This window comes from Clostridium sp. ZBS15, from assembly GCF_023845705.1.
GTDB classification, from domain to species: domain Bacteria; phylum Bacillota; class Clostridia; order Clostridiales; family Clostridiaceae; genus Clostridium; species Clostridium aquiflavi.
Genome location: NZ_JAMQHY010000083.1, coordinates 1 through 13128 on the forward strand (window position 1 = coordinate 1; position 13128 = coordinate 13128).

A 13128-nucleotide genomic window follows, 5' to 3' on the forward strand; every position below is an offset into this window, starting at 1 on the left:
CAAAAATATTTACAGCCTCGAGAGGTGTGAGTTAAATTAATTTCAGTCTATGTTTTAGTAGTGTATTGATTATACAATGTAACTTTGATTATGTATATATAAACACGCTACTAAAACAGAGCCTTTTATTATAGTTTTTCTAACATATTTTTAAGTATATTAGTTGAGTTTTTAACTGCAATTGGAGTGAATTTTTCGTAATCCATATGAGCTCCGTTATTTGCATTATCTGAAATTGATCTAATAACTACGAATGGAATTGAATTCAAGTAACAAACTTGAGCTATGCTAGCACCTTCCATTTCGCAAGAAATAGCGCCAAATTCTTTTTCAAGCCATTGAATCTTTTCTAAGTTAGCAACAAATTGATCTCCAGAAACTATCCTTCCTGTAAAGCTGTTTAGTTCAGATATTTCTTCACAAGATTTTTTTGCAGCAGAAACCATGTCTTTGTCACATTTAAAATCAAATGTATCAAGTCTTGGAATTTGCCCAATCTTATCTCCAAATGCTGAAGTATCCATATCGTGTTGTACTAAATTTTCAGCTACAACTATGTCACCTGGGTAAATATCTTTTCCAATACCACCAGCAACACCAACATTAATAACTTTATCAACATTGTATTCAGATATTAATATTTGAGTACATACTGCTGAATTTACTTTACCTATTCCACAAACAACAGCAACAACATTTTTACCTTTTATAGTTCCTTTGTGAAAAATCATGTTTGCTTTTTCTTTCTTTTCTTCAAGATTTAAATCTTTTAATAATATTTCTAATTCTTCTGCCATAGCAGCTATTATTCCAATTGTCATAAAAATCCTCCTAAAAATAAATTACATTCTGTTAAGTTATAATTTATATTATAAACATTAAAAGAAAAACTTAATAGTAATTTTAATATTAATTTTAATATTAATTAATGTTAAAATTATATCCAAGTTAGTTGAGTAGAATACTCTTATTTTATGATATAATATGAGCGAAAGATTTCATAGTATAATTTATGTTTTTATATAAGAAACTAAATTTATATAATGTAGAAATTTTATAATATGATTTATTTAATAGGGGAATTTTAAATATGTGTTGATATATACAGTAGGTAAAATAGGTATTTTAACCTGTTAACTTAGCTTAGTCATATATAATATACTGCTAAAATAGAACCATTTAATAATATAAATTAAAGTTATAAGGAGAGAAGAAAATGTTAGCACAACATTCTTTATCAAGAACAGAATTGTTAATAGGAAAAGATGGTTTAGATAAATTAAAAAATAGTAAGGTAATGGTTTTTGGAATCGGTGGAGTAGGAAGTTACACTGTTGAATCACTTGCAAGAGCCGGAGTTGGAGAGTTAATATTAGTTGATGATGACACTATTTGTTTAACAAACTTAAATAGACAAATACATGCTACATATAATACTATAAGTAAGTCTAAAGTTGAAGTTATGAAAGAAAGGATTCTTTCTATAAATAAGAGTTGTAATGTTATAACTCATCAAATGTTTGTTACTCAAGACAATATATCTGAGATAATTCCAGAAAATATTGATTATATAGTAGATGCAATAGATACAGTTTCAGCAAAACTTGGATTAGCAGAGTATTGTTATAAAAATGATATAAAAATAATGAGTTCTATGGGTACAGGAAATAAATTGGATCCTACTCAATTTAAAGTTACAGATGTTTTTAAAACAAGCGTTTGTCCATTAGCAAAAGTAATGAGACATGAATTAAGAAAAAGAGGAGTACAAAAGTTAAAGGTAGTATATTCGGAAGAAATTCCTTTAAAACCTAAAGTAGAAGATGTTGTTACTTGTAAAACAGGATGTGTTTGTACAGGGGGAACTAAAAAATGTGCCATTAGGAGACAAATACCTGGAAGTATATCTTTTGTGCCACCAGTTGCAGGAATGATAATTGCAGGAGAAGTTATAAAAGATATTTTAGCAATTAAGTAATTAAGTAAAAAATTTATTTTATCCACAATAAAAGTATGCTTAAATGTTTTATAAATTAAATAACTGAAATAAGTGTATAATATCTAATGATTCTACTTATGTTTAGTAAATAGTATACAAATATACACTAGTTTTTATTTTTAAATAATATAAAACGTCTATAAATGTAAAAATAAGAATAATGTATATTTTATTTTTCTGTTTTTTAAGTATGCTTTAAGAAAAGACTTGAAAAAATATATGATTAGAAAACTAATTTTGTGCTTCTATCATATAGTCCAGTATATGACAAAAATGTGTAATAAATAACGAGCTTAATTTTAACTGGAATTTACATACTACACAATATGTTGAGTATTTCAATAAAAGTTATCAACAACATATTGTGGATAGTGTTGATAACTTTATAAAAAACATAAAAATATCATGCGATAATAAAATATTGTATGATATTTTATTTTATGGTAAAATGCTTTTTAACTCTTAAAAATCAAAAGAAAAAAGGTGATTAAATGAAAAAGAAAATAGTATCACAAACGATATTATTTATATTTATAATGGTATTTGTAATAACTTTTAAAACTATATTCGGAGATGACAATATATTAATAGGAGTTACTACCATAACGGGCATGCTATTATTCTTGACAAAAGATTTAACATTAAATCCTGTAAAAAATACAGTAGGACTAATGGTTTTCAATGTTTTAATGGGGATAATTACGTATTTAGCATCAAGTAATATGTTCTTAGCCATACCGCTTAATTTTATAAGTCTATTTATAATAGCATATAGACTGTGCTATAACTTAAATTCTCCTAGCTATATTCCATTTACACTTCAGTATTTATTTATGCTTTCTTTTCCAGTTACAGCTGATAAATTACCATTAAGATTATTATCATTAGCGTTTGGAGCTGTGTCTATTATGGCAATTCAATTAATAGCAAACAGAAACAGAGTTTATAAAAAAGGTAATAAGCTTTTAGCAAAAAGTTGTACTAGTATGTTACAAAAGATTAGAGCTATTAGAAATAATGATTCATTTGAAGAAATAGATAATGAAATAAAATCTTCTATAAATGAATTCAGAAAAATTATTTATGATAAAAGAGCAGAGCATTTTTATATAACAGAAGAAAGTAGAATAAAACTAAATATTTCCCTATCATTAGATAAATTAAATGTTCTCTTAGATGATATTGAAGGAGTTAAAAGAGGCGATAATATTGAACAAATCAATGAAATAAAAGAAATAGAAGACGATATAATAATATCAATTGATAATGTGAAAATATGTTTTGAAGATGAAAATAACTTAGAAAATTTAGATGTATTATTTAATGAACTATTAGAAAAATATAATGTAAAAAATTCTAATAACATTATTATAGCAAGAATGCTTAATTCTTTACATTTATTAAAAACTAGCTTATATGAACTAAAGGGTTTAGATAAGAAAAAATATAATCTTATTAATAAAGGTGATGAAATACCAAACCAATTTAAAGCAATGTATATTTTTAAAAAACATTTTGCACTAGATTCTCTAAGATTTTCTTATGCATTTAGATTAGGACTTGGTGTTGCTATTGGTGGATTTATAATGGATTATTTTAATTTATCTGAGGGAAGATGGATTATATTCACTATACATTCATTGGTTCAACCGCATTATGAAGTATCTAAAGAAAAATTTAAGTATAGAATATTATCAACATTTGTAGGTACAGCTATAATTGCAACTTTATTTTACATTTTTAAAGATTTAACTATGAGAACTATGATTATTATGATGGCTGGATATATAAGTGGATATATAAAGGAATATAAATATAATATGATATGCGTTACAATATCAGCAATAGGTTCTGCAGCACTTATGGGTGGAACAGCTGTTTTAAGTATCAATAGAATTGTGTATGTTATAATAGGATCTATTATTGGACTATTATTAAGTAGATTTGTATTACAATATAAAGCTATGGATGCTAAAAAAGATCTTATAGAAATGAATGAAAGCGTAACGATAGAATTATTAAGAACTATGGAAGAATTAATAGATGGAATGAAGCCAAACTATGATTTAATAAGAAATAATATTCTTATATCAACAATGATTGAAGAAAAGTTAAAATCTAATAATTTTGATAAAGATAATGAAGAATTAATAAATTATATAAATTCTAATAGATTATTAGTTACTAATATATATGATTTATACACTTGGTTAGACAATAATAATCATTATAAAATACGTGAAGATATAAGAACTATAATTAAAAATAAGAAAATTAATATTAAAGATAAAATATCATATTTAGAAGATAAATTAGATAAAATTAAAGAGTTAAATATAAAGGTGGCTCTTGTTGATTATATTGAAATTTTAGATGGCGTAAATAATTTAGATGATATTAGGGTTATATAATGTAGAGATTATTTAATATTTGTTAAAAATACCACTTAATTTTATTAATTGAGTGGTATTTTTTTATTTGTTTTAAATAGAGATATGTAAAAATAGAATTTTATTGAAAAAAATCATATATATGCTATAATTAGAATGAGCGAGTTACATAATATATAATTTACCATAAAAGTTATTTATGCTCTTAGAAAAAATTTTTAAAATAAGTATAAAGTGGATAATAAATCTTACGATAATATAAATATAAGATAATTCAGGATGAATTTAAATGTCTCAGGAAGAGGCTTGTCTTATAAAATAACAAGAAGTTATTTTACTTTAAATTTAAAAATTGTTATCATTGCAAGATGCAATGAGAGTACTCAGGAGGAGCGTATAACCCTATTATAGTTAGCAGGAAGCTAATGAAATTAGGGTATGCTCCCATTTTTTTATTTATACGACAAGCGTTAGGGGGACTGTATTGAATGTTAGTTTTAGGTCGTAAACCAGGTGAATATATAGTAATAGATGACAAAATAAAGGTTGCAGTAATAAGAAGTGAAGAAGGCAATTTAAGACTTGCAATTGATGCACCAAGAGAAATTAAAATCGTAAGAGGCGAAGTATACGAAAGTATGAGTAAATAATATTTTCATATTTTATGTAAAATTTAATAATAGTACAAGCTCAGGAAGAGTGATTTTCATTAAATATTAGCAGGAAGCTAAGTTTTAATGAAGATCGCTCTTTTTTTATTTCGATTTTGTCCCACAACGCACGGCGCAGGGAGTTGAGAGTGGAATTTTTAAAGTTGATAGTGGAAAGTGGAGAATGGAGAGTTAAGGAAGTTTTTCTAAAGAAAAACTTCAATTTATAAATTCAAAATTTTTCATAGAAAAATTATCCACCCACTCTCAATTCTCAACTCAAAACTGTTAGTTATCCCGTAAGGGTTTCTATAAATATAAAAATAAATTATGGTGGAAAAGGATGTCCACTTCAAAATTCAAGGAGGTATTTTATTATGATAATCAATCACAATATGAACGCAATGAACGCACACAGAAACATGGGAATGAACACTGTTAACAGTGGTAAATCAATGGAAAAATTAAGCTCAGGTTTAAGAATAAATAGAGCTGGAGATGACGCAGCAGGTCTTGCAATCTCAGAAAAAATGAGAGGCCAAATCAGAGGATTAGATCAAGCTACAAGAAACTCACAAGATGGTATCTCAATGATTCAAACTGCAGAAGGTGCTTTAAATGAAACTCACTCAATCCTTCAAAGAATGAGAGAATTATCAGTACAATCTGCAAATGATACTAATGTAAAAGCTGATAGAACTGCTATACAAGAAGAAATGAATCAATTAACTAAAGAAATAGATAGAATATCTAACACAACTGAATTTAATACTCAAAAATTATTAGATGGAACTTTTAATGGTAAATTCCAAATTGGAGCAAACGAAGGACAATCAATGGATTTATCTATAAATAAGATGGATTCAGCTAGTTTAGGATTAACATCAACAGTTGTAATTAGTGAAACAAAAGATCTTGTAGCTGATTCTAATTTAGCTGATGGAACATATACTGTTGACGGAACTAAGTTAAAGGATGCTAATGGAAATGCAGTTGGAGAAGTAGCGACAAGCAATACATTAAAATTAAATGGAAAAGATACAGCATTTGAAAATACTAAGATTAACGATAAAGCTACAGTTGTAGTGAAAGATGGAAAAGCTACAATTACTAATGAAATGGATACTAAGGATGCAGCTAAAAATCTTGGTGAACTTGCACCAGGAAACTATGAAATTAAAGGAACTAATCTTATTAAAGATGGTGAATTAGTAGGAACTTTAGGTACTAAAGAACTTATTTTAAATAATGGGAAAAAAATAGCAGAAGCAGACTTAGGATTTGCTGATACAAAGTTAGCTGATAAAGTTAAATTTACAGTAAATGGTGCAGACGTTTCTTCAAGAGATAATGCAAAAGGAACAATTGAAACAGTGAATAAAGCAATTGAAACAGTTTCTACACAAAGAAGTAAATTAGGAGCAGTTCAAAATAGATTAGAACACACAATAAACAACTTAAGCACTTCAAGTGAAAACTTACAGTCAGCTGAATCAAGAATAAGAGATGTTGATATGGCTAAAGAAATGATGAGTTTTTCTAAGAATAACATTCTTAGCCAAGCTGCTCAAGCAATGCTTGCTCAAGCTAACCAACAACCACAAGGAGTTCTTCAATTATTAAGATAATTAGGAATTATGTGAGTTAACATTTATTCAATAAAGTTAAATCAATTTTTAACACATTAAAAAGTCAGGGCGAAAGCTCTGGCTTTTTTTAGTTGAAAGTTGATAATGGAGAGTAGTATATAAAATCATTTAGAGGATTTTATATGGAATTATAGAATATGTAGCACAATTAATATTAATTAAAAAATAGTATTTGTTTTTATATTTTTTAATATGTATTTTATTAGTTTATATAATATGTTAAACTATGAAAGTATTTAAAAGAAAACTGTAGAGGTGGGCTACGGTGGTTGTACGTTTTCCGCCTTGGGCTATTGGTAGAAATACTTATAGTTCGAGGGGGTGGTATTGGAAATGATTATTGGTGTGTTAGCGGTAATAATAAGCATTGTATTGATTATACTTATTATTATAGCTTTAAAAGAAGATTCTAAAGAATGTGATTTTGAAGTTCAATTTAACATAAAAGGTTTTAAATTAAGTTTAAAAACTAAAAAGAACGCCCCATCTAATCGCAAAAGATAAGCGTTCTTTTTTAACAATCCAATAAAAAATCAATAGCCCTAAAACTAAAAAACGTTCTAGGATTAGCTTAGTGTTACCAGCACTAAGCTTTTTCTATCTTTATTATATCAAATTTCAATAAAAAATAAACATATAATTTTTTTATTCACCCCTGGGGTGTAAAATTTTACAGGTACAAGTTTAAAGATTTTTAGTTGTTTTAAGGATATGAAATTTAGGTTATAATTAAGATAGAGCAAGGTAGGTGATAATTTGACAGTTAGTAATGAAAAAGTAAAACTTGATGAGATATTAAAGTTTTTATTTTCTACATCTAAAAAAGTGTTAGTTAATTTATTAAATGGGATTTTTGAAGAAAATTTTAGTAGTGATGAAGTTGAATTATCAGTAAGTAATAATGGATACATTTGATACTTTAAGAGGAGATGTATTCTTTGAAGTATTAAATAATGAAGTTAGTAATAAAGTTACTTATCACCTAGAATTTCAAACTAAAAACGATAGTACAATGACAAAAACATTATATGATCCAGAAGTAGAAAAAAGAGGAATAGAAAAAGGAATAGAAAAGAAAGCAATAGAAGATGCTATTGGTTTTTTAAGACTTGGAGTAAGTGAGGAAATAGTATCTAAAGGAACAGGATTACCTATAGAAAAGGTTAGAGAATTAAAAAATAAGATTAATAATTAATTAGCTAATTTCCACAATAACTATGGTAGACTCAAGTTAAAAATATTATAATATATATAAGGTAGCACTTTCATTAATAAATGTAAGTGCTATTTTAATTAAATGCAGTGGGAGAATTTTGATGGAATCTAATTTGAAGGTTAAAATAGAAGTAAGTAAGTTATCAAAGAAAGAATATATAATAAAAGATAAAAGCGATATAATTATTGGTAGATTTTATATAATAGAGTTTGCTGATTCAAGCAAAAAATGTGATATTAAACTTAATTTTTATAAAGCTTGTAAATGTGAATTATTAAAAGAGACATTAAAACTGATTCTTAGGGCTGTATTTAAGGATTTAAATATATTTAAAATTAATATTAAAACTGTAGAGGGAATAGAGATTAGTTCCTTTTTAGATTTAGGGTTTACTTTAGAGGGGATATTTAGTGAAAATCAATATCATGAGGGTGAATTTTTAGATGAATTATCATTTGGAATAACTCGTACAGAGTATAATCATAAAATAAAATCTTTATTTATAGAATTAAAAGGCAAAAATATAGTATTAAGAAATTTAACACCTGGAAATGCAAATGACTTATTGGAATATTACATAAGAAACAAGGAGTATCTAGCTCCATTTGAACCTAATAGAGATAATAATTTTTATACATTGGATGGGCAAAGAGATATATTAAATGAAAGTTATAGACAATTTTTAAATGGAAGTTCTATTGAAGTAGGTATATTTAAAAATGATAATTTCATTGGAAAAATAAAAGTATCTAGTTTAGTTTTTGGAAGTTTTAAAAATGGTATCTTAGGATATTCTATAGATAAGCTAGAGCAAGGACATGGATATATGAAAGAAGCTGTTAATCTTTTTATAGATTATCTTTTTACTGAAGAAGATCTGCATAGAGTAGAAGCGTCAGCACTATTAGAAAATGAAAAATCAAAAGGTGTATTAAAAGGCTGTAGATTTAATGAATTAGGTATAAATAAGAAATATTTATTTATTAATGGTCAGTGGAAAGATCATGTTACTTATTATATTACCAAAGAGGAATTTTATAGAAAACAATCTAAATAAAATATATATTTTTAGAAAGTATGTACGCTTTTTACTGAAACTTTCAAATTTTTAACTAATAAAGCGTGATACAGTTACTTTGTTAAAAAAATACGAATTGTGATTAAATTTAATGATATAATTAATATTGAGTTATTATAATTAATAAATTTTGTATATAGAAAGGATAGTAAAATGACAATAATACTTAATAAAAGCGAAGTAGTGTCAAAGGTTTTTAATAATAATATAGTTTTAGTTGATTCATCTGATAAAGAAAAAATACTTTTTGCTAAAGGTATAGGATTTGGTAAAAAGCCGGGTCATGTCATACCTGAAAATACAGAAATAGAAAAAATATTTACCATAGAAAACAAGGAAAATATAAAAAGCCTTCAAGGTATGATAGAAAAAATTGATGATGAATTCTTTGCAGTTTGTGAAGAAGCTATATATGAAATATCTAAACAATTGAATGAAGAATTAAATGAACATATACACATTGGTCTAATAGATCATTTATTTTTTGCAGTTAAAAGAATGAAAAATGATGAACAAATAGAGAATCCTTTTTTAGTTGAGACAGAAACTTTATATTCAGAAGAATTCAGATTAGCTAAAATAGTGGCAGAAAGAGTTGGGAGCTATTCAAATGTAATGATACCTGATGGAGAAGTTGCATTTATAGCGCTTCATATACATTCTTCATTAAATAATGGTAAACTTTCTAATACAATAAAAAACACTTATTTAAGTAGCACTATAGCTGAATATGTTGAAGATAGATTAGGAATAAAAATAAACAAAAAATCTTTAGATTATGCAAGATTTTGTACGCATATTAAATTTGCACTTCAAAGAATAATGGATAATACATGTGTTCATAATGATTTATCTAGAATTATAAAGAAGACATATAAGAAATCATATTCAATATCAGAAGGAATTGCTAAGATTATTGAAGATGAACTTAAAGTGAAGGTTACAAAGGATGAAGTTGCATTTTTAACTATTCATGTTGAAAGATTCAAAGTATCTAAAAATAATTAAACCTTTACAAATGGGAAATAATATGATATTATGTTTATATAATTAAGGTGTAACTGGTAAAGCAGGCAAGACTTAATATAAGTAAAGAAAAATTTATTACAATACTGTTTTTGATTGAATAAATTTTTCTGGGCTTATATTTAAGTCTTTTTTATTTGCATAATTTTTAGCTGGTCAGCTAAAAATAGCAATATATACTTACATAACATTTAATTTTATTTTATTTAATTAGTTTAGGAGGAATTATTATGCTTCAATATTTACAAAGAATAGGTAAAGCTATAATGCTACCAATCGCAGCTTTACCAATCGCAGGTATATTATTAGGAGTTGGTGGAGCTTTACTTGGAATTGCAGGATTAAATAACCCACCAGCAGTTTATGAACCACTTATAGCATTTGTTAGTATTCCAGCAGTTACTGCTATATTAACAGTAATGAAAAATATAGGTGATATTATTTTTGGAAACTTGCCAATACTATTTGCAGTTGGTGTTGCAGTAGGTCTTGCTAAAAAAGACAAAGGTACAGCAGCATTAGCATCAGTATTTGGATTTATAGTAATGAATCAAGTTATTTCAACATTGCTTGCTTTAGGAGTTACTCAATTAGGAGTCCTTACTCCAGATAGCATTGGTAAATACGCAACATATGTTACAACTAACTTAGGTATATTTACATTAAACATGTCAGTGTTTGGTGGTATTATCACAGGTATTATTACAGCAATATTACATAATAGATTCCATGAAATCCAATTACCACAAATATTAGGATTTTTCTCAGGATCAAGATTTGTTCCAATAATAACAGCAGTTACTATGGCAGTTGTAGGAGCTATATTAGCATTCTTATGGCCAATAGTTCAAGATGGTATTGGAGTTATAGCTAATGCAGTTAGAAATGCAGGATTTATAGGAACATTCTTCTATGGAGTTATTGAAAGAGCATTAATTCCATTTGGATTACATCATGTATTCTATACTCCATTCTGGTTTGGATCATTTGTTGATGGTCAAATATTAGTTAATGGAACTTGGCAAACAGTAGCAGGTGCTAACACAGCATACTTTGCTCAATTATCAAGCATGACTGATTTAGTAGGTGCATCAGCTGACACTATGTCAACAATAGTTGGTGGAACTACAAGATTCATGGCAGGTAAATTCCCATTCATGATGTTTGGATTACCAGCAGCGGCTTTTGCTATGTATAGAGCAGCAGCTCCAAGCAAGAGAAAAACGGTTGGATCATTATTATTAGCAGCAGCTATTACTTCATTATTAACAGGTATTACTGAACCATTAGAATTTACATTCATATTCGTTGCTCCAGTGTTATACGGAGTACACTGTATATTAGCAGGGTTATCATTCATGTTAATGGATATATTCAATGTATTTATAGGAATGACATTCTCAGGTGGATTAATTGACTTTAGTTTATTTGGATTACTTCCAGCAGGAGCAGGAGTTCCAACTAAATGGTTTATGGTTCTATTAATAGGAGCAATTTATGCAGTAGTTTACTATTTCTTATTCTTATTCATGATCAAGAAGTTTAACTTAAAAACTCCTGGTAGAGATGAAAATGAAGAAGAAACTAAATTATACACTAAAGCTGATTTCCAAGGCAAAAATGGAAGTGCTAAGAGTGAAATAGTTGAAAAAGCACCAGCTGTATTAGCAGCATTAGGTGGAGAAGAAAACATTGTAAGTGTTGATGCTTGTATAACAAGACTTAGAGTTGAAGTTAAAGATAAAGCTAAAGTTGATAAAGCTGAATTAAAAACTTTAGGTGCAGCAGGTGTTATGGAAGTAGGTAATGGAATCCAAGCTATATTTGGAGCTAAAGCTGACGGATATAAAAACGCTATTAATGATATATTAGGTATTAGTTAATAATTAGTTAATACAATTAGTTTATAAAAATTTTGCCCTAGTAGATAAATATTGAGTTATCTACTAGGGCATTTAAATTTTGTGAATCTTTTAAAAAATTATAGAGTATATTCTATTATTGAAGTTTCACCAGCTACAGTATCTACATTTTCAGTAGCTTTTATTGATTTTAATGTATCAACATTAGTTATTAAAACAGGAGTTGTTAATGGAAGTCCTTTTGATTTGATAAATTCTCTATCAAATTTTATTATAGGAGTTCCAGCTTTAACTTTAGTTCCTTGTTCTACTAATTGTTCAAATCCTTCTCCATTTAAAGATACAGTTTCGATACCAATATGAACTAAAAGTTCTATACCATTTGCTAATGTCATTGCAAATGCATGCTTAGTATTAAATACTAAAGTTAATTCACCATCTGCAGGAGCAACAGCTACATTGTCAGAAGGTTCTATTGCTAAACCGTCTCCAGCCATTTTTTGAGCAAAAACTGGATCTGGAACTTCTGATAAAGGAATTGATTTACCTGTAATAGGTGCTACTAATTTTAAATTGCTATCTTCTTTTTTATTCTTTTTAAATAATCCAAACATAAATTATATCCTGACTAACCAGGATAATTCACATCCTTTCTCTACATTATGTACTTGTATATTGTATTTTTACCTACATATTAAAAAATATAAGCATATTACTATTAATGTTTAATAAAAAAAGGCATAAGATTTCTCTATTTAAGAAAACTTATGCCTGATTTAACAGTAACACGTCTAGATAATTATATAATCTTATATTAAGGATGTCAATAAACTTTAATTACGTTTACAATTATAATTTTAGTGTCTATTTATATAGTATATAATGTTAAAATATAGGTTGATAATAAATAATATAGATGAAACTATATGAAGTAAAGGATAATAATGTAATAGAATGGGGAATACTAAACCACGTGTATCAATAGTAGAAAAATAAAAAAAATAGCAGAATAATGAATAATTAGGGACTTAAACCCTGAAAATACGAGAAATAAGTCTAAATAGCTAAAAAATATATGGTAAGATAAAACACGTCCTTGAGACAAGTTAACAAATTTAAAAAAATGATTTAATTTCTCTTTAAGCAGAGCTTGAGAGTAAAAATAAAGAAAGTTTTTTAAAAGAAAAATGTTGACAGAAAAGTAACAAAATGTTATACTGATGAAGTCGCTTAAGGGTGACACAATAAAACAAAAGTT

At 26.9% G+C, this 13128-nt stretch carries 12 protein-coding genes; 10 read left to right on the forward strand and 2 right to left on the reverse strand.

Features of this window, described 5'->3' with window-relative positions; translation table 11 throughout:
• Positions 1-128: 128 nt before the first annotated feature.
• On the reverse strand, positions 129-821 hold the full coding sequence (locus NG904_RS16360) for a 5'-methylthioadenosine/adenosylhomocysteine nucleosidase (protein WP_252216067.1): 693 nt from the start codon (positions 819-821) through the stop codon (positions 129-131).
• 395 nt (positions 822-1216) lie between these two features.
• On the opposite strand from NG904_RS16360, the gene NG904_RS16365 reads away from it, so the two are divergent.
• The 10 genes from NG904_RS16365 to NG904_RS16410 all read left to right on the forward strand — a co-directional run bounded on the left by NG904_RS16365 (position 1217) and on the right by NG904_RS16410 (position 11891).
• Positions 1217-1978 (forward strand): tRNA threonylcarbamoyladenosine dehydratase, encoded by a 762-nt coding sequence (locus NG904_RS16365; protein ID WP_252232759.1) that lies wholly within the window; start codon positions 1217-1219, stop codon positions 1976-1978.
• A 512-nt stretch (positions 1979-2490) separates the two neighbouring features.
• A complete protein-coding gene (locus NG904_RS16370; RefSeq protein WP_252232761.1) occupies positions 2491-4410 on the forward strand; it encodes an FUSC family protein in 1920 nt (639 codons plus the stop codon).
• A gap of 467 nt (positions 4411-4877) precedes the next feature.
• Positions 4878-5039, forward strand: a complete 162-nt coding sequence (locus NG904_RS16375) for a carbon storage regulator (RefSeq protein WP_252216056.1) — start codon at positions 4878-4880, stop codon at positions 5037-5039.
• A gap of 377 nt (positions 5040-5416) precedes the next feature.
• On the forward strand, positions 5417-6667 hold the full coding sequence (locus NG904_RS16380) for a flagellin N-terminal helical domain-containing protein (RefSeq protein WP_252232763.1): 1251 nt from the start codon (positions 5417-5419) through the stop codon (positions 6665-6667).
• A gap of 348 nt (positions 6668-7015) precedes the next feature.
• Positions 7016-7192, forward strand: coding sequence for a hypothetical protein (locus NG904_RS16385; RefSeq protein WP_205453166.1), 177 nt, complete (start codon positions 7016-7018; stop codon positions 7190-7192).
• Positions 7193-7444: 252 nt separating this feature from the next.
• Positions 7445-7603, forward strand: coding sequence for a hypothetical protein (locus tag NG904_RS16390; protein ID WP_252232765.1), 159 nt, complete (start codon positions 7445-7447; stop codon positions 7601-7603).
• Positions 7590-7883, forward strand: a complete 294-nt coding sequence (locus NG904_RS16395) for a hypothetical protein (protein ID WP_252232767.1) — start codon at positions 7590-7592, stop codon at positions 7881-7883. Before NG904_RS16390 ends, NG904_RS16395 begins: the two co-directional genes overlap by 14 nt.
• Before the next feature lie 121 nt (positions 7884-8004).
• The gene (locus NG904_RS16400) at positions 8005-8961 is read left to right on the forward strand and encodes a GNAT family N-acetyltransferase (protein WP_252216051.1); all 957 of its coding nucleotides are present in this window, start codon (positions 8005-8007) and stop codon (positions 8959-8961) included.
• Between the two features lie 174 nt (positions 8962-9135).
• On the forward strand, positions 9136-9990 hold the full coding sequence (gene glcT / locus NG904_RS16405; protein WP_252216041.1) for a glucose PTS transporter transcription antiterminator GlcT: 855 nt from the start codon (positions 9136-9138) through the stop codon (positions 9988-9990).
• Positions 9991-10238: 248 nt separating this feature from the next.
• Positions 10239-11891 (forward strand): PTS transporter subunit EIIC, encoded by a 1653-nt coding sequence (locus tag NG904_RS16410; RefSeq protein WP_252226146.1) that lies wholly within the window; start codon positions 10239-10241, stop codon positions 11889-11891.
• A gap of 98 nt (positions 11892-11989) precedes the next feature.
• Here NG904_RS16410 and NG904_RS16415 read toward each other — a convergent pair whose 3' ends face one another.
• Positions 11990-12484 (reverse strand): PTS sugar transporter subunit IIA, encoded by a 495-nt coding sequence (locus NG904_RS16415; protein ID WP_252216035.1) that lies wholly within the window; start codon positions 12482-12484, stop codon positions 11990-11992.
• Positions 12485-13128 lie beyond the last annotated feature (644 nt).

Coding starts and splice junctions, on each gene's coding strand:
- NG904_RS16360 (WP_252216067.1), bottom strand. CDS start 821: ATGACAATTGGAATAATAGCTGCTATGGCAGAAGAATTAGAAATATTA.
- NG904_RS16365 (WP_252232759.1), top strand. CDS start 1,217: ATGTTAGCACAACATTCTTTATCAAGAACAGAATTGTTAATAGGAAAA.
- NG904_RS16370 (WP_252232761.1), top strand. CDS start 2,491: ATGAAAAAGAAAATAGTATCACAAACGATATTATTTATATTTATAATG.
- NG904_RS16375 (WP_252216056.1), top strand. CDS start 4,878: ATGTTAGTTTTAGGTCGTAAACCAGGTGAATATATAGTAATAGATGAC.
- NG904_RS16380 (WP_252232763.1), top strand. CDS start 5,417: ATGATAATCAATCACAATATGAACGCAATGAACGCACACAGAAACATG.
- NG904_RS16395 (WP_252232767.1), top strand. CDS start 7,590: ATGGATACATTTGATACTTTAAGAGGAGATGTATTCTTTGAAGTATTA.
- NG904_RS16400 (WP_252216051.1), top strand. CDS start 8,005: ATGGAATCTAATTTGAAGGTTAAAATAGAAGTAAGTAAGTTATCAAAG.
- glcT (WP_252216041.1), top strand. CDS start 9,136: ATGACAATAATACTTAATAAAAGCGAAGTAGTGTCAAAGGTTTTTAAT.
- NG904_RS16410 (WP_252226146.1), top strand. CDS start 10,239: ATGCTTCAATATTTACAAAGAATAGGTAAAGCTATAATGCTACCAATC.
- NG904_RS16415 (WP_252216035.1), bottom strand. CDS start 12,484: ATGTTTGGATTATTTAAAAAGAATAAAAAAGAAGATAGCAATTTAAAA.